Here is a 16,941-nt window from a genome sequence, read left to right as displayed (position 1 = left end):
GGCCGGTGTAGGTCAGACCTCCGGAAGGGCGACACGTCGCCGGGCGCGCGGACCGTCCGCTCACGGAAGGGCGGCCGGGTCAGTAAGATACGGATGCATCCCCCAGTTCTCTTTGGACGGTCTCCATGTACCTTCGCCGCGCCCGTCGCGGCGCGGCGTTGACGCTGTGCCTGGCTCTGCTGGCCGGCCCGTGGGCCGTCGCGGGCTGCTCGGCGGTCGCCAACCCGGTGCACAGCTCCGCGGTGGCGGACGGGCCGTCGCCGTCCGCGTCGGCGTCGGGCGCCCCGCGGACCGCCCCGTCCGTGGTGATGTTCCTCGGCGACAGCTACACGGTCGGCGAGGTCGGGGTCGCGCCGGAGGAGACGTACGCGTCCGCGACGGCGCGGCTGCTCGGCTGGCAGGTGATCGTCGGCGGGCGCGGCGGCACCGGGTTCGTGAAGACGACGAACGGCCGGGACGACTTCCTGGGCCTGTTCGAGATGCAGCTCGGCTGGCGGCCCGCGCCGGACATGCTGATCGTGTCCGGCGGCCACAACGACCGGCGGGTGCCGCCCGCGGAGGTCGCGGCGGCCGCGCGGACGCTGCTGGACCGCGCGGCGCGGCGGTGGCCCGGCACGCACCTCGTCCTGATGGGGCCGCTGTGGGGCAACGGGACCCCGACGCCGCAGGTGCTCGGCGTCCGGGACGCGCTGCAGGGCCTCGCGGGGCGGCTCGGCGTCCCGTTCGTCGACCCGATCGCCGGGCAGTGGATCACCGGCGGCCGGGTGGGCGGCAACGCGTCCCGGTACATCAAGTCGGACGGCACCCACCCGACCCCGGCGGGCCACCGCTACCTGGCGTCCCGGCTGGCGGCCGACGTCGAGCGCCTGGGGCTGGCCGCGCCGGTGCGCGAGACGCCGTAGCGGACGGCGTCACGCGGGGCGCGCGAGGCTGAGCGAGAAGTCGCCGGCGGGGTCGGTCCAGAACTCGGCGAGGGCGAGCCCGGCGGCGCCCAGCTCGCTCTCGAGGCGGTCGCGGCGGAACTTCGCGGAGATCTCGGTGCGCATCTCCTCGCCCGCGGCGAACGACACGTCGAGGTCGAGGCCGCGGATCCGCACGTTCTGGTCGCGGCGGGAGCGCAACCGCATCTCGATCCACTCCTCGGCCGCGTTCCAGCAGGCGACGTGCTCGAACGCGGACGGGTCGAAGTCGGCGTCCAGTTCGCGGTTCAGCACCCGCAGGACGTTCTTGTCGAACTCGGCGGTGATGCCGGCGGCGTCGTCGTAGGCGCGGACGAGCCGTCCGGGGTCCTTGACGAGGTCGGCGCCGAGGAGGAGGAAGCCGTCGTCGCCGAGGGCGGCGCGGAGCCCGCCGAGGAAGCCGATGCGGGCGGCGGGCGGCATGTTGCCGATCGTCCCGCCGAGGAACGCGACGAGCGTGCGCTCCCCGCCGGGGAGCAGGTGCAGGTGCTGCTCGTAGTCGGCGGCGACGGGCCGGACCGCGAGGCCCGGATGGTCGGCGGCGATGCCGCGGGCGGCGTCCTCGAGGAAGTCGGCGCTGACGTCCACGGGTATATAGGTCCGGAGGGTGCCGGACAGGGCGTCGAGGAGCAGCCGCGTCTTCTCGCCCGAACCGGCGCCGAGCTCCAAAAGGGTGCGGGCGCCGGTGGCGGCGGCGATGTCGGGGGCGCGGGCGGTGAGGATCTCCCGTTCGCGGCGCGTCGGATAGTACTCGTCGAGCGCGGTGATCTCCTCGAAGAGCTCGCTGCCGCGCTCGTCGTAGAACCACTTGGGCGGGAGCGTCTTGGGGTCGGCGGTGAGGCCCTCCCGGACGTCGGCGCGGAGCGACTTGGCGAGGTCGTCGGCGGTCAGGAACCGGTCCACGTGGTTCTCCTTACGGGGCTGCGGGTCACAGGGATACGGGTCACAGGGATTCGATGCGGACGCCGGACGCGCGGTCGGCGGTGACGAGGCTGCGGTCGGGGACGCGTTTCCACCCGGGGTCGCCGTCGAGCGGCTCGGACGCGATTCGGATCGCGTCGGCGTCCTCCCGGACGAACAGCGAGTCGCCCCACGTGGTCGCGGCGAGGGCCGTGCCGTCGGCGGCGAGCAGGTTGTAGCGGCCGGGGGCGAGCGCGGTGACGGCGGCGACGGTCGCGGCGAGGCCCGCGCCGAGCGCGGCGCCGTCCCGCCAGTGCCGCGCGGCGATCGCGAGCAGCGGGGCGGAGTCGAGCGGGGCGCGGGCGTCCGGGACGCGCGCGACGTCGCCGGCGAGCTCGCGGAGCCGCGCCTCGACCTCCGCGTAGCCCTGGACGACGCCGTTGTGGCTGAACAGCCGGCCCTCGGCGCGGAACGGCTGGGCGCCCGACTCGTCCACCGGGAACCCGGCGGTCGCGGACCGGACGGCCGCGACCGCGCATGACGCCCGCACGGTCGCGGCGATCTCGCGGAACGACGCGTCCGTCCAGAGGGGCTGCGCCCGGCGGAACCGGACGGCCTCCCCCGCGGCGTACCAGCCGACGCCGTACCCGTCGGCGTTGAGGAGGTTGCCCTGCGTCATGCGGGGCGCGTACGCCTGCGTCTCGAGGGAGTGCTCGCCGTCGTAGACGAGCGAGTGCAGCGTGCGTTCGGGGCCGAGGTACCCGAGGTGGCGACACATCAGCGGGTCCCGGCGTCGCGCGCGCAGCGGAACCCGGAGAAGATCTGCCTCCTGATCGGGTAGTCCCAGTTGCGGAACGAGCCGCGGACGGCGAGCGGGTGGGTCGCCCAGGAGCCTCCCCTGAGCACCTTGTACTCCGGTCCGAAGAAGACCTCCGAGTACTCCTTGTAGGGGAAGGAGCGGAAGCCCGGGTAGGCGTGGAAATCGGACGACGTCCACTCCCAGACGTCGCCGAGCATCCGGCGCACCCCGTAGGCGGACGCGCCCGACGTGTAGGAGCCTTCCTGGGACGGGCGAAGCGCGCGCTGCCCGAGGTTCGCGCGTCCTTCCTCGTACACCTCTCCCCACGGGTACTTCCGTGACCGCTGTACGGCGGGGTCCCAGCGTGCGGCCTTCTCCCATTCGGCTTCGGTGGGGAGCCGTTTGCCCGCCCAGCGCGCGTACGCGTCCGCCTCGTACCAGCACACGTGCTGGACGGGTTCGCCGGGCGGGACGGGTTCGGTGCGCCCGAACCTGCGGCGGAGCCACTGCCCGCCCTCGCGCCGCCAGAACGCCGGGGACCGTTTGCCGCTCTTGTTCCGCCACTCCCATCCGGCGGGCGTCCACCAGCGCGGGTCGTCGTATCCGCCGTCGTCCATGAACCGCGTGTAGGCGGCGTTCGACACCGGTTCGGCGTCGATGTAGTACGACGGCACGTCCACGATGTGCACGGGGCGTTCGTTGTCGTACGCCCACGGCTCGTCGGACGTCCCCATCTGGAAGGGCCCGCCCTCGATCAGCACCTCCCGCTCGGGATGGGCGCCGTGCTCCTGGACGGTCTCGCCGGGCGGGTCGAGGAGCGCGGGGGCGCCGGTGCGGAGCTGGTGGGTGGCGAGCATGGTCTCGTCGTGCATGTGCTCGTGCTGGACGACCATCCCGTACACGAACCCGCCGTTCGTGAGCGGGTCCGGGGTGTCGAACGGGACGGACGGCAGCGCGTCCAGCACCTTCGCGCGGACGGTCGAGATGTACGCGCGGGCCTCGCCCGGCGGGAGCAGCGGCAACGCCGGGCGCTCGGCGCGCGGATGCTCGAACGCGTCGTAGAGCCCGTCGATCTCCGGGCGCATCGGGTCGGCGCCCGCCGCCGCGCGCAGCAGCCACAGCTCCTCGTAGTTGCCGACGTGCGCGAGGTCCCACACGAGCGGCGACATCAGCGGCGACACCTGCGCGACCAGGTCGTCCTCGGCGAGGACGTCCGTGGTGAGGCCGAGGCTGCGGTCGCGGGACGCGCCGAGTTCGTCCGCGATCAGTTCCTTGAGGGCGTCCTCGTCGCGGACCGGTTCGTTCCGGGTCACAGGGGGCATGCCGGGTCCTCCTCGTGGGCGGTGGTCTCCTGAGTCGGGTCGTCGGCGGGGCAGCGGCCGCGCTCCACGTACCGGCCGGTGTACTCGGCCACGAGCGGGACGAGCCCGGACGCGCCGAGCCGGGGCAGCGCGTCGAGCGCGGCGGCGAAGCAGGCGCGGGCGGCGGCGGCCAGCGGCGGGTCGGCGAGGCCGGACCGCGCGGCCTCCGCCCAGCGGCCCGCGACCGGCTCGGCGGCGGCCTCCGCGAGCGACGCCGCCGCCGGGTCGTCCAGCAGCGCGGCGACGACGGCGACCGGGACGGCCCAGTACGGTCCGGGCAGCGCGTCGATCATCCGCAGTTCGAGCCAGCCGCGCGGCCGGACGGGCGGGAACAGCGTCGACAGGTGGTAGGCCAGGTCGTCCGGGCCGGGCTCGCCCTTGCCGAGCCACTCCAGGAACGACATGCCGGGGTCGGACACCCACTCGCCGGACGCGGTGTGGACGAGCATCACGCGGGCGTCCAGCGCGTACCGGGTCCACGCCTCGGCGGGGTCGTCGCCGTCGCCTTCGCGCAGGACGGGCAGGGTGCGGCAGGGGTCGAGCTCGGTCCAGATGCCCTGCCGGGACGACCGCAGCCCGGTGCGGCGCCCGGCGCGGACGGGCGAGTTCGCGAACGCGGCGACCAGCACGGGGCCGAGCGCGTGCGCGAGCCGCCAGCGGCGGGCGGCGTCCGCCCGGTCGGCGCCGATGTCGACGCAGACCTGCACGGACGCGGTGGAGCACATCATGGCCTCGCCCGCGTCGGGGAATCCGCCGGAGACGAAGTAGTCGCGCATGCAGCGGTAGCGGGGATGCTCGGCCTGGAAGCGGGGACGGCGGACGGGGTCGACGCCGTGCCCGGCGAGGGCGAGCCCGGCCGGGGCGAGGACGTCGCGGACGCGGGCGATGTCGCCGGCGAGCGCGGCGTGCAGGGCGGACAGGGTCGGGAACGGGGCGGAGCTGAGCTCGAGCTGGCCCCCGGGTTCGTAGGTCACGGTGCTCCCGCCGGCCGGCGGCCCGGCGGCGTCCATGAGGGCGCGGACCTTCGCGGCGGGGACGTGCGCGGCGGGATCGGCGGCGTCGACCACGAACCACTCGGTCTCGGCGCCGACCGTCCCGGGCGGGCCGGTCTTGAAGCAGACCCCGTGTATGTGCTGGTAGACGTCGTCCACGGTCAGCCGGGTCACCCTTGACTCCTCTGGTCAGTCGACGGGTTCGGATCCTTCCCTGCTGAACCGCATCAGATATCCGGCGATTTTCATGATCTTCCTTAAATCTCCGTGAACATCACGATTCGCACGCATCTCGATCACCCTCCGTGGCATTTCGCGAATCACCCATTACCGGACTTCTCACCTCTTGACGGGACGCGCTAAAGTCCCGTCCACCACCGGTGTGCGCGCCTGCCGAAGGATGGGTCCGAGCGATCGGGCCGATCGGCCGGGAGACCGGGCACCGGCCCCCGCAGCGGACGACGTGGAGGTCACATGCGCGCAGACACGGGTTCGCTCTACGACGCGCACGCGGACCGTCTCTACGCGTACTGCTGGTCCCTCGTCGGCGACCAGGTCGCGGCCGCCGCGCTCGGCGACGCGTTCGCCGCGGCCGTCCACCGGCCCCCGCGCGGCGACGGCGTCCTGTGGCTGTACTCCCTCGCCCGGACGGTCTGCGCCGACCGCGGCGCGTTCGCCCCGCACGCCGGGCCCCTGTTCGCCGACCCGGATCCGCTGCTGCGCGCCGCCGCGGCGCTGCCCTCCGACCACCGCGAGGCCCTGCTGCTCCACGCGGGCGAGTGGCTGGACGTCCCCGACATCGCGCGGCTGCTCGGCGTCGCCCCCGACACCGCGGCGCAGCTCGTCGCGACGGCGCGGGCCCGGCTGGAACGGGCCGTCCTCGACATCCTCATGCGCGGCACCACCGAACCGCGGCTCGACCTCATCACCGCGTTCGAGAAGGGCAGGCTGCCGAAGCTGCTGGCCCGGCGCGCCCCGGCGCACGCGCCCGGCTGGCTGCGCGACCGCGTCATCGCCGCCTGCGCGGAGGAGGCGGCCCGGGACGTCCCCACGGTGACCGCCCCGATCCCGCTCGTGGTGGTGGGACGGGACGCCCCCGCCGAGGCCCGCCGGGCCCGGCGCGGCCTCGGGGGCGCCTGGTCGCGGGGGCTCGGCGCCGCCGCGGGCGTCGCCGCCTCGGCCGCCGCCGTCATCGGCCTGCTCGCGTCGTGGCCGGCCGCCCGGGGCACCGGGTCGTCGTCGACGGTCGTCCCCTCGTCCGGCGAGGGCCGCACGCAGCCCGCGTCCGTCTCGCCCAACGGCACCGGCCACGAACCGGCCGTCGCCGAGTCGGGTCCCGGCGGCGTGACGAGCCCGTACGGCGACTCGCGGCGGCCCACCGGAGGCGGCGCGCCCGCCGGCGGCTCGTCCGGAGGCTCGGCGGGCGGCTCGTCCGGCGGGACGGCGGGCGGGGACGCCGAGCGCCGCGCCTCCGCGCCCGCCTCGAAGCCCGCGCCGGAGAAGTCGCCCGCGGACGACCGCGAGCAGGAGGGCACGCCGTCCCCGTCGGCCCCGCCGCCGGGCCCGCCGTCCGACGGCGACCCCACGGTCCCCCCGGACACGACTCCCCCGGACGGCTCCACGCCCCCGACCGCTCCCCCTGACACCGGGACGCCCCCGCCGTCGGCGGAGCCGACGCCGTCCGGCATGCCGAGCCCCACCTCGAACCCCGCGCCGAACCCGAGCTGACCCGCGCCCACCGCGCGCCCCGGGCCTAGAGGGCCGCCGCGCCCTCGACCGGGGACGAGCCCCGCCGGACGAACAGCGCCGCGAGCACCGCGACGGCGGCCACGGCCCCGGCGACGGTCAGCGACGTCTGGAAGCCGTCCATGAACGCGAGGTGGCTGCCGGTCGTGATCGCGTCGGCGGCGGGCTCCGGCGTGCCGGGCGGGACCGGCGCGACGCCCTGCGACACGATGCCCTCCTGCCCGGCGAGCCGCTGCGCGGCGGCGTCCGGGACGCCCGCGTCCGTCAGCCGCCCGAACAGCACGTCGCCGACCCGGGTGGACAGCAGCACCCCGAGCACCGAGGTGCCGAGGACGCCGCCGACCTGCGACGCCGTCTGCTGCAGGCCCCCGGCGACGCCCGCGAGCTGAGGCGGCGCGTTCCCCACGATCGCCTCCGTCCCGGCGACGATCACCATGCCGAACGCCAGCCCCATCAGCACGAACCACGGCCACAGCTCGGCGTAGGGGGCGGCGACGCCGACGCGCGACAGCCCGAACAGCGCGGCGGCGGTGAACGCCATCCCGAGCACCAGCGGCACGCGCGGCCCGAACCGGCTGGTCAGCATGCCCGCCACCGGCGACGCCACGATGAACACGGCGGTCATCGGCAGCAGCCGCACCCCCGCGTCGACCGGGCTCATCCCGTGCACCTGCTGCAGGTACAGGGTGATGAAGAAGATCGTCCCGAACATGGCGAAGAAGCCGAGGACGATCAGCCCGGTCGCCGCCGACAGCGACACCGACCGGAACAGGCTCAGCGGCAGCAGCGGGTTCTCCGCCCGCCGCTCGTTCCAGACGAACGCCGCGAACAGCGCCAGCGCCACCGCGAACGACACGCGCGGAACGGTGTCCCCGAAACCGTGCTCGCCCGCCCGGATCAGGCCCCACACCAGCGCGGACAGCGCGCCCGACAGCAGCGCGACCCCGGCGAGGTCGAACCGCCCCGCCGCGTCCTCGTCCCGCGACTCGCGGATCACCCACAGGCCCACGGCGAGCGCGACCAGCCCCAGCGGCGCGTTGACGAAGAACACCGACTCCCAGCTGACGTTCTCCACCAGCAGCCCGGCCACGATCGGCCCGCCCGCGATCGAGACGCCGACCGTCGCGCCCCAGACGCCGAGCGCGGTGTTGAGCCGCTCGGCCGGGAACGTGTTGCGCAGGATCGCCAGGCTCGCCGGCTGGAGCAGCGCGCCCGCGAAGCCCTGCACGACCCGCCAGAAGATCACCATGCCGAGCCCGCCGGACAGCCCGATGAGGACGCTCGACACGGCGAACCCGACGACGCCCGCCAGGAACGTCCGGCGCCGTCCGAACCGGTCGGCGATCTTGCCGGCCGGGATCAGCGTCACGGCCAGCGCCAGCAGGTACGCGTTGGTCACCCACTGCAGGCCGGACAGGTCGGCGCCGAACTCCCGCGCGATCGCCGGGTTGGCGATGGCCACCACGGTCGCGTCGAGCCCGACCATCATCACGCCCAGCGCGACCGCGAACAGCGTTAGCCACGGATGCCCGCGCCCCGCCCGCTCCCGCGGCCGCACCGGCTTCTCGAGCAACTGCGTCATCCTTCGTCCTCCCGATCGACTCCCCTCAAAGTGTCATGGCATGACAACTGTCGTCAACCGCCGTACGTCGCAGCGCGACATGAGTCACAAAGCGCCAACAGTCGCCCTCAGTCGCTTTACCCGCCCCTACCTGGCCGTTAAGATTCGCCCATGACCGCGACCGTCCCCGACGCCCGGCCGCCGGGCCGCCGGGAGCGCAAGAAGCAGCGCACCCGCGAGGCCCTCGTCGACGCCGCGTTCGCCCTCTTCGCCGAGAAGGGGTTCGACGCGACGACCGTCGAGGAGATCGCCGACGCGGTCGACGTGTCGTCCCGCACGTTCTTCCGCTACTTCGCGTCGAAGGAGGACGTGGCGCTCACCTTCCAGGACGAGCAGCTCCGCGCCGTCCTGAGCCTCCTGTCCGAGCGCCCGGCGGACGAGCCGATCATGACGGCGCTGCGCCGCACGGTCGTCCAGGTCGCCCGCGCCTGCGAGACCGGGGAGCTGGGCTTCACGCCGGAGCGGTTCGAGTGCCTGATTTCGATGACCGCCGACAGCCCGGCCCTGTCGGCCGGCAGCCTGGAGCACGCGGCGCGCAAGCAGCTGCTGCTCACCGAGGTCATCGCGGAGCGGATGGGCCTCGACCCCGCCACCGACCTGCGCCCGCACATCGTCGCGGCCACCGCCACGGGCGCCTTCCGCACGGCCGCCGAGGCCCTGCACTCCCCCGAGATGGGCTACTCGTCCCTCACCGAGGCCGCCGACGCCGCCTTCGCGGTCCTCGAGCACGACCTCAACACGCTGTGACGCGGGCCTGAGGAGATGAGGGCCTGAGGCGTCCCGGCCGGGTCAGGCGGTCAGGAGGCCGAGGTTGACCACGGCGTTGAGCGCGACGCCGATGCCGATGCCCCCGACCGTATCCGGCCAGCGCGGCGCCGGTGACCGGCCAGGAGAGCCCGGCGCCCGCGATGAGCGCGACGGCGGCCAGGTAGGGCACCATCGTCGCGACCTCCAGCGCCGTGGCCGCCAGCGCGAGGCTCACCAGGCCGCGCGCCCCCCGGCCGCCGCCCGTCATGGCGTCCTCGCGCCAGCGCCGCAGCTTCCCGGGCCCGCCTTCGCTCGCGCGGGCGCGCGCCTCCAGTTGGTAGCTCCACGCGATGAGGAAGGCGCCGAAGGCCAGTTGCGCGCCCCCGAGGACGGGCGCGGGCACCTCGGCGAACGCGGCCCGGACGCCCGCCAGGGCGGCGTCGGCGCCCAGGACCAGGAGCACGCCGACGCAGAAGTAGAACGCGGCGACCGTGAGCAGGTAGGCGGCGATCCGGCCGGTCCGGACGCGGCCCGGGGTGAGCAGCAGCCAGATCGGGATCAGCAGGGTGCCGAAGCTGGTGCTGTCGAGGAGCCCGAGCCCGGCCAGCGCCAGGGCGAGCGGCGCGCTCACGACGCGAAGAGGCGGTCGACGTAGGTGCGCAGCGCGGCGGCGATGCGGGGCGCGTCGAACCCGTCGCCGGTCGCCGCGTGGTGCAGGCACAGGCCGTCCGCGAACGCCACCAGGGCGGCGGCCTCGGCGGCGGCGTCGACGCCGGTGGCGATCTCCCCGGCCCGCCGGGCGCCCTCCAGCGCCCGCAGGACGCCGTCGATCAGCCGTCCGGTCGCGGCCCGGTGGACCGCGGCCATCTCCGGGTCGGTGAGCGACGCCTGCACGAAGCCCAGCCAGACCCTCGCCTCCGCGTGCCGCTCGGGCGTCAGCGGCAGCGAGGTCTCCATCAGCCGGACGACGAGGTCGCGGATCGGCGGCTCGATCGGGATGGCGGCGACGCGCTCCTCGGTGCGCCGGTACACGTGCTCGATGCCGAACTTGAGGAGTTCGTCCTTGGTGCGGAAGTACCGCTGGACGAGCCCCACGGACACCCCCGCGGTCCGTGCGACGTCGGCCAGGGTCGTCCGTGCCAGCCCTCGTTCGGCGACCACGGTGACCAGTGCGGAGGCGACCTGGGCACGGCGGGTGTCGGCGTCGACGTGCGGCGTCATGAAAAAATAGTACCGCATTATTTTCTTAACGGCCCGGTTCGGGGCCGAAGCAAGACCGAAACGACCAGGAGGTGTGGATTCCACAGAGCGGGTACGAAAGGGGCCGTCCGCACTAACAGATGACGCGACCGCCCTCAACCCCCCGCCCCCGATTCCTGAGGAAACCATGACGAAGAACGGACAGGACGATGGCGAGGCCGCCGGCGCCTCCGCTTCCGGGACCTCCCACGAGAACGACCGGGAGGACGACCGGGAGGCGCCCCGCATCTCCGCCCGCGACGCGATCCGCGGCGCGGCCGTGCAGCTCACCGAGCTGCTCGGCGCGCAGCCGGACTCGGTGTCGGCGCTGCAGCCGCGCGACGGCGGCGGCTGGGTCGCGGACGTGGAGGTCGTGGAGATCGAGCGGATCCCGGACACCTCCAGCGTCATGGCGACCTACCGGGTGACGCTCGACCCGCGGGGCGAGCTCGTCGGATACGAGCGCACGCGGCGGTACGCGCGCGGACAACTGGACCGAGCCTGAGGGCGGGCCGCCCGCACGGGCGGCGACATCCCTGCGGGCCCTGTGCCGAACGAAGGGAGCCCCCCAATGACCGTCATGCAACAGCAGCAGGCACGCCCCTCCGGTGGAGGGAGCTCGAGCCTCTACGACGTCCTCGAACTGATCCTCGACAAGGGACTGGTCATCGACGCGTTCGTCCGAGTCTCGCTGGTCGGCATCGAGATCCTCAAGATCGACGTCCGGGTGGTCGTCGCCAGCGTCGACACCTACCTGCGCTTCGCCGAGGCGTGCAACCGGCTCGACCTGGAGTCCGGCCGCAAGGCGCCGACGCAGCTCACCGACATCGTCGGCGACTCGATGGAGAGCGGCGCCAAGGGCAAGTCGAAGGGCGCGCTGACCGGCGCGGTCGAGGCGTTCAGCGAGTCGCTGCAGCGCGGCCGGGACGGCGACGACGAGGAGCCCGCGGAGCGCAAGAGCCGCTCGTCCTCGTCGTCCACCGCCCGCCGGAGCACGCGGCGCAAGGAAGGCGAGTAAGTGACCATGCCGGTGTACGTCTACGCGATCACGGACGCCGACCACCCGCACCGCCTCGACGACCTGAAGAGCGTCGGCGAGTCCTCGGGGCCGCCGACGACCGTCGCGGGCCGGTCGCTGAAGGCGGTGGTCAGCGACGCCCCCGCCGACCTGCGGCCGAAGCGGCGCGAGGTCCTCGCGCACCAGGCCGTCCTGGACCGGCTGCTGGAGGACGGCGCCGTCCTGCCGATGCGGTTCGGCTTCGTGGCCCCGAGCCACGACGAGGTCGCCGGCGCCCTGGACCAGAACGCCGACGCCTACGCGGCGACGCTGGAGCGGCTCGACGGCCGCGTCGAGTACCACCTCAGGTGCGGCCGCGACCAGGACGACGTGCTGCGCGAGATCCTCACCGAGTCGCCGGAGGCCCGGCGGCTCAACGAGGCCACCCGGCAGGACCCGTCCGCGCACGGCGACCGGATGGCGCTCGGCGAGCTGATCTCCCAGGAGGTCGTGCGACGCAACGACGCCGCCGCGCGGGAGATCGTGGACGCGCTCGCCCCCGCGGCCGCCGAGGTCGCGGCGGGCGAGGCGCGCGGCGAGCACTTCCTCGCCGTGTCCTTCCTGGTGGACCGGACGCGCGCGGCGGAGTTCGCCGGCCTCGTGAAGGCGGAGCAGGAGCGCCGCGGCGCGGGGTACGTGCTGACGCTGCACGGGCCGCTGCCGCCCTACAGCTTCGTCTGACCGGAGGACCCGCATGGGCCTGATCACGCAGGTGCTGACCCTCCCGCTGGCCCCGGTGCGGGGCGTGGGCTGGGTGCTGGACCAGGTCGTCCAGACCGCCGAGCGGGAGTACTACGATCCCGCGCCCGTCCGCGCCGAACTGCGGGAACTGGAGCAGGCGCTGCTCGACGGCCGCATCGACGAGGACGAGTTCGACCGCCGCGAGGACGAGCTGCTGGACCGGCTGGCCTGGCTGGAGGAGCGGTGGCGCGAGATCGGCGGCGACGCCCGAACGACCACGGAAACGAGATGAGATGCAGAGCAACGCGAAGATAGCCGTCGCGCTCGTGGGGGGTTACCTCCTCGGGCGGACGAAGAAGGCGAAGATGGCGATCGGGCTGGGGATGTTCCTGGCCGGCAAGAAGATCAGCCTGGACCCCCGGGAACTGACCCGGCTCGCGGCGGCGTCGCCGCTGATGAGCGGGCTGAGCGACCAGGTGCGCAAGGACCTCGTCGACGGCACCCGGACGGCGCTGACGTCCGCGGTCACCCAGCGCGCGAACACCCTGGCCGACACGCTCCACGAGCGCACCCTCGACCTGAACGACCCGCTCCGCCGCGGCGGCGGGGAGGACGGCGAGGACGGCGAGGACGGCGAGGACGGGGACGCCGGCGCGGACGCCCGCGACGCGGAGGCCCCCGACGGGAACGAGGACGACGGGCGGCGCCGCGGCGGCACCCGCAAGTCCGCGCCGGCGAAGGCGTCCAAGGCCGCCAAGCCGGCCGGGTCGGCGGCACGCCGCTCGGCGGGCAAGGCGTCGTCGGCCGGCCGGTCCGCCGGGCGGTCCACCGCCCGCAAGACCGCCGGGACGGCGCGCAAGGCGGCGTCCGGCGGCCGGCGGAAGGCCGCCGACCGTGGAGACGCCGATGCCTGAGTCGACGATGAGCAAGGTGAAGGACGACCTGGCCGGCAATCCCGCGACCGACCGGCTGAAGACCGAACTGCAGTCCTACCTGCAGGCGCGCGCGCTGAAGGCCGTGTCGGGCCTGGGCGAGCGGATCGGCCAGGGCGCCGGGAAGCTCGCCGAGGGCGGCTCCCCCGGCGGGCTGGTGGGCGGTCTCGCCAAGGGCGGGCAGGCCATCGGCGAGGGCAGGTCGCCCGCGCAGGCGGCCGTCAAGGCCGGCGGCTCCATGCTGAAGGACCGCGTGAAGTCGATGCTCGGCATGGGCGGCAAGAAGGGCAAGGGCGGCGGCGGCAAGTCCAAGAGCGTCGTCATCATCGAGGACGTCGACGTGGGCGTCCCGGTGCGCGAGGCGTACGACCAGTGGACGCAGTTCCAGGAGTTCGCGTCCTTCGCGAAGGGCGTCGTCAGCGTCGACAGGGCCGACGACACCAAGAGCAACTGGAAGGTGAAGGTCGCCAAGTCCACGCGGAGCTGGCAGGCGACCGTCACCGAGCAGGTGCCGGACCGGCGGATCTCCTGGACGTCCGAGGGCGCGAAGGCCACGGTCAAGGGCGTGGTGACGTTCCACCCGATCACCGAGGACCTCACCCGCGTGCTGCTGGTGCTCGAGTACTTCCCCAAGGGGCTGTTCGAGAAGACCGGCAACATCTGGCGGGCGCAGGGCCGCCGGGCCCGCCTCGACCTGAAGCTGTACCGCAAGTTCATCACGATGCGCGGCGAGGCCACGGACGGCTGGCGCGGCGAGATTCGCGACGGCGAGGTCGTCGTGGACCACGACGAGGCCGTCGAGGAGGAGGAGCGCGCCCGCGAAGAGGACGAGCACGCCCACGAGGACGCCGCCGAGGACGTCCGCGACGACGACGTCCACGAGGACGACGAGTACGCGGACGAACCGGCCGACGAGGCCGAGGACGCCGAGTACGACGAGCCCGACGAGCCCGACGAGGACGCCGAGGACGCCGAGACCGACGAGTCCGCCGAGTACGAGGACGAGCCGGAGGAGGAGCCCGCGGACGAGGTCGAGCCCGAGGACGCCGAGTACCGGGACGAGGAGTACGAGGAGGAGGAGCCCGACGAGGAGATCGACGATGAGCGCGAACGGGCCGAGGCCGGCCGCCGCTGACGCGGCCGCCGCGGCGCAGGACGACGACCGGACGGGGCTGGTGTGACATGTCCGACTCACTCGCGGGCCGTATGGGGCCCTCCACCGGCGTGAGCCCGTACGCGGCCCGCGACGGCGGTTCGTCGGCGAACCTCGCCGACATCCTGGAGCGGGTGCTCGACAAGGGCGTCGTGATCGCCGGCGACATCCAGATCAACCTGCTCGACATCGAGCTGCTGACCATCAAGCTCCGCCTGCTCGTCGCCTCCGTCGACAAGGCGAAGGAGATGGGCATCGACTGGTGGGAGCACGACCCGTCGCTCAGCTCGCACGCCCGGCGGCCGGCCGTCCAGGCGGGCACGCCGCGCGGGCGGGACTCGCTGGCGGAGGAGAACGCGCGGCTGCGCGAGGAGCTGGAGCGGCTGCGCGAGGCCGCCGGCCTGCCGGCCGCCGACCGGGAGGAGGACACCCGATGACCGTCGCACCGACGCCGGCGACGACGGCCGAGCTGAGCTACGTGTACGCGGTGGGCCCGCGCGTCCCGGAGCTGGAACGGGCCGCGCCGCGGCTCACGGGCCTGCTGGACCGGCCCGTCCACACCGTGGAGTCGGGCGGTCTGGCGGCGGTGGTCTCGAGCGTGCCGGAGGCGGAGTTCGGCGAGGAGGGCTTCAAGGCCCAGCTCGAGGACCTCGGACGGCTGGAGGTGATCGCGCGGACGCACCACGGGGTGGTGGACGCCCTGTTCCGCGCGGTCACCGTCCTGCCGCTCCGGCTCGCGACCGTCTACCGCGACGACGCGCGCGTGGCCGCGATGCTGGACGAGTCGGGGCGCGAGTTCACGGCGCTGCTGGAGCGGCTCGCGGGGCATCTGGAGTGCGGGGTGAAGGTGTACGCGCTGCCGCCGGGCCCGCGGAGCGCGCCGTCCGCCCCCGCCCGGCCGGCCGCCCGGGGGGCGGACGGCGGCGGGACCAACCCGGGCCGGGCCTACCTGCAGCGGCGCAAGGCGCAGCGCACCCGCCACGAGGACGCGGCGCGCGAGGCGGCGGAGACCGCGGCGCGGGTCCGCGAGGTGGCCGCGGCGCACGCCGTCGACCGGGTGGCGCACCGCCCGCAGCAGGGCGAACTCGCCACCGGGGAGGGCCGCAACATCACGAACGAGGCGTACCTGGTGCCGAAGGGGGCGACCGGCGCGTTCGCGGCGGCCGTCCGGGAGGCGGCCCGGGACCTGCCGGGCGTGCGCGTCGAGGTGACGGGCCCGTGGGCGCCGTACAGCTTCGCCGCGCCGCCCGCCCCGCGCGCGCAGGACGGGGGCCGGCGTGGGCGATGACGTGCTGCTGCGGGGGTTCGACGAGGAGCCGGCCCTCGCGGGCCATCAGGTCGCGTTGATCGATCTGCTGGACCGGCTGCTGAACAGCGGCGCCGTGCTGACCGGCGACCTGGTGCTGTCGATCGCCGACGTGGACCTCGTCCGGATCAACCTGCGCGCCGTCATCCATTCCGTCACGCCCGACGACCCGGCCCCCTGGTGAGCACCGTGCACGAATACGCCGCCCCTGACCCCGACCCGAACGAGCCCGACTTGCACGAGCCCCACCCGAACGAGCCCGTCGTCGGCGAGCCCGTCACCGGCGGGGCCGGCGCCCGCGAACGGCGGGGCCGCGCCCCGTCCGGCCGTCCCGCCCCGCCCGGCGACCTGCGGCTGGACGGGGTGGCCGACGCCGCCGCCCGCGCGTTCGAGCTGCTGCCCGCGCCGCCCGGCGAGCCGCGGGTGCCGAGCGTCGCCGAGCGGCTGAACACCGACCCGGAGACGGTCGAGCGCGATCTCGTCAAGCTCGTCCTGACCGTCGTGGAGCTGCTGCGCCAGCTCATGGAGCGCACGGCGCTGCACCGCGTCGACCAGGGCGACCTGACGGAGGAGCAGGAGGAGCGCATCGGCATGACGCTGATGACGCTCTACGACCGGATGGAAGACCTCTGCGAGCGCCACGGCCTGACCATGGACGAGCTCAACCTCGACCTCGGCCCGCTGGGCACCCTCCTCCCGCCCTCCTGACCGTCACGGGTTCATGTGCGCGATCTGGATGAGGTTGCCGCAGGTGTCGTCGAGGACGGCGGTCGTGATGGGCCCCATGTCCACCGGTTCCTGCGTGAAGCGGACGCCGAGGCCCTTCAGCCGCTCGTACTCGGCGCGGACGTCCGCCACGGCGAACGAGGTGAGCGGGACGCCGTCCGCGACGAGCGCCTCCTTGAACGGCTTGGCGGCCGGGTGGGCGTCGGGCTCGAGGAGGAGCTCGACGCCGTCGGGCTGGTCCGGGGAGACGACGGTGAGCCAGCGGTACTCGCCGGCGGGCTCGTCGGTCTTCTTCACGAACCCCAGGATCTCGGTGTAGAAGCGCTCGGCCCGCTCCTGGTCGTCGACGTAGACGCTGGTGATGTAGATCTTCATCGCTGCCTCGCATTCGGCTTGAGCCACCGGTCGGCGATGCGCTCAAGCGGTTCGGTGTCCAGGTGGTGGAACTTGTAGCGGCCCTCGCGGCGCGTCCGGATCAGGCCGGCCTCCTCCAGTACGGCGAGGTGCTGGCTGATGGCCTGCCGGGACGACGTGAGCCCGTGCTTTGTCGTGAGCCGCCCGCAGATCTCGAAGAGGGTCTGCCCGTCGCGCTCGGTCAGCTCGTCGAGGATCGTGCGCCGGGTCGGATCGGCCAGGGCCTTGAAGACGTCTTCCGCCACATGCCCCACCATACGCAAGCCACGGCTTGCATATCAAGCCGGGACGTGCGCGTTTATCGCCGT

The 16,941-nt window shown here is 74.1% G+C and carries 21 protein-coding genes and 1 pseudogene; 13 read left to right on the top strand and 9 right to left on the bottom strand.

Annotated elements, in window-relative coordinates; all coding sequences use genetic code 11:
- Window positions 1–125 precede the first annotated feature (125 nt).
- A complete protein-coding gene (locus AB0L25_RS20290; RefSeq protein ID WP_500174184.1) occupies window positions 126–902 on the top strand; it encodes an SGNH/GDSL hydrolase family protein in 777 nt (258 codons plus the stop codon).
- A gap of 9 nt (window positions 903–911) precedes the next feature.
- Here AB0L25_RS20290 and egtD read toward each other — a convergent pair whose 3' ends face one another.
- Genes egtD through egtA form a run of 4 tightly spaced genes read right to left on the bottom strand, consistent with a single transcriptional unit; the run spans window position 912 to window position 5,185 of the window.
- Window positions 912–1,862 carry an L-histidine N(alpha)-methyltransferase gene (gene egtD, locus AB0L25_RS20285; RefSeq protein ID WP_500174183.1) on the bottom strand — a complete coding sequence of 317 codons (951 nt, stop codon included), beginning with the start codon at window positions 1,860–1,862 and terminating at the stop codon, window positions 912–914.
- 40 nt (window positions 1,863–1,902) lie between these two features.
- Entirely contained in the window at window positions 1,903–2,637 is a 735-nt protein-coding gene (gene egtC / locus AB0L25_RS20280) for an ergothioneine biosynthesis protein EgtC (RefSeq protein WP_500174182.1), read from the bottom strand.
- Window positions 2,637–3,980: an ergothioneine biosynthesis protein EgtB gene (egtB, locus tag AB0L25_RS20275; protein ID WP_500174181.1), complete on the bottom strand. Its 1,344-nt coding sequence runs from the start codon at window positions 3,978–3,980 to the stop codon at window positions 2,637–2,639. Before egtB ends, egtC begins: the two co-directional genes overlap by 1 nt.
- A complete protein-coding gene (gene egtA, locus AB0L25_RS20270) occupies window positions 3,968–5,185 on the bottom strand; it encodes an ergothioneine biosynthesis glutamate--cysteine ligase EgtA (RefSeq protein WP_500174180.1) in 1,218 nt (405 codons plus the stop codon). The genes egtB and egtA overlap by 13 nt, the downstream gene beginning before the upstream one ends.
- 300 nt (window positions 5,186–5,485) lie before the next feature.
- Between egtA and AB0L25_RS20265 the strand changes: the two genes are divergently transcribed.
- Window positions 5,486–6,739 (top strand): RNA polymerase sigma factor, encoded by a 1,254-nt coding sequence (locus AB0L25_RS20265; protein ID WP_500174179.1) that lies wholly within the window; start codon window positions 5,486–5,488, stop codon window positions 6,737–6,739.
- On the opposite strand, the pseudogene AB0L25_RS20260 reads toward AB0L25_RS20265, so the two are convergent.
- Window positions 6,740–8,339 (bottom strand): annotated as a pseudogene (locus AB0L25_RS20260) (MFS transporter); the annotation flags it as partial.
- 150 nt (window positions 8,340–8,489) lie between these two features.
- Here AB0L25_RS20260 and AB0L25_RS20255 point away from each other — a divergent pair.
- Entirely contained in the window at window positions 8,490–9,125 is a 636-nt protein-coding gene (locus AB0L25_RS20255; protein ID WP_500174178.1) for a TetR family transcriptional regulator, read from the top strand.
- On the opposite strand, the gene AB0L25_RS20250 is transcribed toward AB0L25_RS20255, so the two are convergent.
- Window positions 9,112–9,756 carry a GAP family protein gene (locus tag AB0L25_RS20250; RefSeq protein WP_500174177.1) on the bottom strand — a complete coding sequence of 215 codons (645 nt, stop codon included), beginning with the start codon at window positions 9,754–9,756 and terminating at the stop codon, window positions 9,112–9,114. The genes AB0L25_RS20255 and AB0L25_RS20250 overlap by 14 nt on opposite strands.
- A complete protein-coding gene (locus AB0L25_RS20245; RefSeq protein ID WP_500174176.1) occupies window positions 9,753–10,346 on the bottom strand; it encodes a TetR/AcrR family transcriptional regulator in 594 nt (197 codons plus the stop codon). Before AB0L25_RS20245 ends, AB0L25_RS20250 begins: the two co-directional genes overlap by 4 nt.
- A 166-nt stretch (window positions 10,347–10,512) precedes the next feature.
- Between AB0L25_RS20245 and AB0L25_RS20240 the strand changes: the two genes are divergently transcribed.
- The 10 genes from AB0L25_RS20240 to AB0L25_RS20195 all read left to right on the top strand — a co-directional run bounded on the left by AB0L25_RS20240 (window position 10,513) and on the right by AB0L25_RS20195 (window position 16,201).
- Window positions 10,513–10,869 carry a gas vesicle protein GvpO gene (locus AB0L25_RS20240; protein WP_500174175.1) on the top strand — a complete coding sequence of 119 codons (357 nt, stop codon included), beginning with the start codon at window positions 10,513–10,515 and terminating at the stop codon, window positions 10,867–10,869.
- A 66-nt stretch (window positions 10,870–10,935) separates the two neighbouring features.
- Window positions 10,936–11,382: a gas vesicle structural protein GvpA gene (locus AB0L25_RS20235; protein WP_500174174.1), complete on the top strand. Its 447-nt coding sequence runs from the start codon at window positions 10,936–10,938 to the stop codon at window positions 11,380–11,382.
- 6 nt (window positions 11,383–11,388) lie between these two features.
- A complete protein-coding gene (locus tag AB0L25_RS20230; protein ID WP_500174216.1) occupies window positions 11,389–12,102 on the top strand; it encodes a GvpL/GvpF family gas vesicle protein in 714 nt (237 codons plus the stop codon).
- A 13-nt stretch (window positions 12,103–12,115) separates the two neighbouring features.
- A complete protein-coding gene (locus AB0L25_RS20225) occupies window positions 12,116–12,394 on the top strand; it encodes a gas vesicle protein GvpG (RefSeq protein ID WP_500174173.1) in 279 nt (92 codons plus the stop codon).
- A gap of 1 nt (window position 12,395) precedes the next feature.
- Complete coding sequence (locus AB0L25_RS20220; protein ID WP_500174172.1) at window positions 12,396–13,016, top strand: hypothetical protein; 621 nt, start codon at window positions 12,396–12,398, stop codon at window positions 13,014–13,016.
- On the top strand, window positions 13,009–14,169 hold the full coding sequence (locus AB0L25_RS20215) for an SRPBCC family protein (protein WP_500174171.1): 1,161 nt from the start codon (window positions 13,009–13,011) through the stop codon (window positions 14,167–14,169). The genes AB0L25_RS20220 and AB0L25_RS20215 overlap by 8 nt, the downstream gene beginning before the upstream one ends.
- 47 nt (window positions 14,170–14,216) lie before the next feature.
- On the top strand, window positions 14,217–14,624 hold the full coding sequence (locus AB0L25_RS20210; protein WP_500174170.1) for a gas vesicle protein: 408 nt from the start codon (window positions 14,217–14,219) through the stop codon (window positions 14,622–14,624).
- Entirely contained in the window at window positions 14,621–15,475 is an 855-nt protein-coding gene (locus AB0L25_RS20205) for a GvpL/GvpF family gas vesicle protein (RefSeq protein ID WP_500174169.1), read from the top strand. The genes AB0L25_RS20210 and AB0L25_RS20205 overlap by 4 nt, the downstream gene beginning before the upstream one ends.
- Window positions 15,465–15,677 (top strand): gas vesicle protein, encoded by a 213-nt coding sequence (locus AB0L25_RS20200; protein ID WP_211238396.1) that lies wholly within the window; start codon window positions 15,465–15,467, stop codon window positions 15,675–15,677. Before AB0L25_RS20205 ends, AB0L25_RS20200 begins: the two co-directional genes overlap by 11 nt.
- A gap of 50 nt (window positions 15,678–15,727) precedes the next feature.
- Window positions 15,728–16,201 (top strand): gas vesicle protein K, encoded by a 474-nt coding sequence (locus AB0L25_RS20195; protein WP_500174168.1) that lies wholly within the window; start codon window positions 15,728–15,730, stop codon window positions 16,199–16,201.
- A 3-nt stretch (window positions 16,202–16,204) separates the two neighbouring features.
- Here the strand turns inward: AB0L25_RS20195 and AB0L25_RS20190 are convergent, their stop codons facing one another.
- Together AB0L25_RS20190 and AB0L25_RS20185 are read right to left on the bottom strand one after the other, a co-directional pair.
- Window positions 16,205–16,594, bottom strand: coding sequence for a VOC family protein (locus AB0L25_RS20190; protein ID WP_500174167.1), 390 nt, complete (start codon window positions 16,592–16,594; stop codon window positions 16,205–16,207).
- A complete protein-coding gene (locus AB0L25_RS20185; RefSeq protein WP_500174166.1) occupies window positions 16,591–16,878 on the bottom strand; it encodes an ArsR/SmtB family transcription factor in 288 nt (95 codons plus the stop codon). Before AB0L25_RS20185 ends, AB0L25_RS20190 begins: the two co-directional genes overlap by 4 nt.
- Window positions 16,879–16,941: the final 63 nt, after the last annotated feature.

Source organism: Spirillospora sp. NPDC052242 (genome assembly GCF_040679555.1).
Taxonomy (GTDB): Bacteria; Actinomycetota; Actinomycetes; order Streptosporangiales; family Streptosporangiaceae; genus Spirillospora.
Note: the sequence above shows the minus strand (reverse complement) of the source record. Positions and strands in the feature narration are given on the sequence as shown.

Excerpts from the sequence above, each read along its gene's own strand:
- AB0L25_RS20290 (WP_500174184.1), top strand. The coding sequence starts at position 126 with ATGTACCTTCGCCGCGCCCGTCGCGGCGCGGCGTTGACGCTGTGCCTG.
- egtC (WP_500174182.1), bottom strand. The coding sequence starts at position 2,637 with ATGTGTCGCCACCTCGGGTACCTCGGCCCCGAACGCACGCTGCACTCG.
- egtB (WP_500174181.1), bottom strand. The coding sequence starts at position 3,980 with ATGCCCCCTGTGACCCGGAACGAACCGGTCCGCGACGAGGACGCCCTC.
- AB0L25_RS20265 (WP_500174179.1), top strand. The coding sequence starts at position 5,486 with ATGCGCGCAGACACGGGTTCGCTCTACGACGCGCACGCGGACCGTCTC.
- AB0L25_RS20255 (WP_500174178.1), top strand. The coding sequence starts at position 8,490 with ATGACCGCGACCGTCCCCGACGCCCGGCCGCCGGGCCGCCGGGAGCGC.
- AB0L25_RS20245 (WP_500174176.1), bottom strand. The coding sequence starts at position 10,346 with ATGACGCCGCACGTCGACGCCGACACCCGCCGTGCCCAGGTCGCCTCC.
- AB0L25_RS20240 (WP_500174175.1), top strand. The coding sequence starts at position 10,513 with ATGACGAAGAACGGACAGGACGATGGCGAGGCCGCCGGCGCCTCCGCT.
- AB0L25_RS20235 (WP_500174174.1), top strand. The coding sequence starts at position 10,936 with ATGACCGTCATGCAACAGCAGCAGGCACGCCCCTCCGGTGGAGGGAGC.
- AB0L25_RS20230 (WP_500174216.1), top strand. The coding sequence starts at position 11,389 with ATGCCGGTGTACGTCTACGCGATCACGGACGCCGACCACCCGCACCGC.
- AB0L25_RS20225 (WP_500174173.1), top strand. The coding sequence starts at position 12,116 with ATGGGCCTGATCACGCAGGTGCTGACCCTCCCGCTGGCCCCGGTGCGG.
- AB0L25_RS20220 (WP_500174172.1), top strand. The coding sequence starts at position 12,396 with ATGCAGAGCAACGCGAAGATAGCCGTCGCGCTCGTGGGGGGTTACCTC.
- AB0L25_RS20215 (WP_500174171.1), top strand. The coding sequence starts at position 13,009 with ATGCCTGAGTCGACGATGAGCAAGGTGAAGGACGACCTGGCCGGCAAT.
- AB0L25_RS20210 (WP_500174170.1), top strand. The coding sequence starts at position 14,217 with ATGTCCGACTCACTCGCGGGCCGTATGGGGCCCTCCACCGGCGTGAGC.
- AB0L25_RS20205 (WP_500174169.1), top strand. The coding sequence starts at position 14,621 with ATGACCGTCGCACCGACGCCGGCGACGACGGCCGAGCTGAGCTACGTG.
- AB0L25_RS20190 (WP_500174167.1), bottom strand. The coding sequence starts at position 16,594 with ATGAAGATCTACATCACCAGCGTCTACGTCGACGACCAGGAGCGGGCC.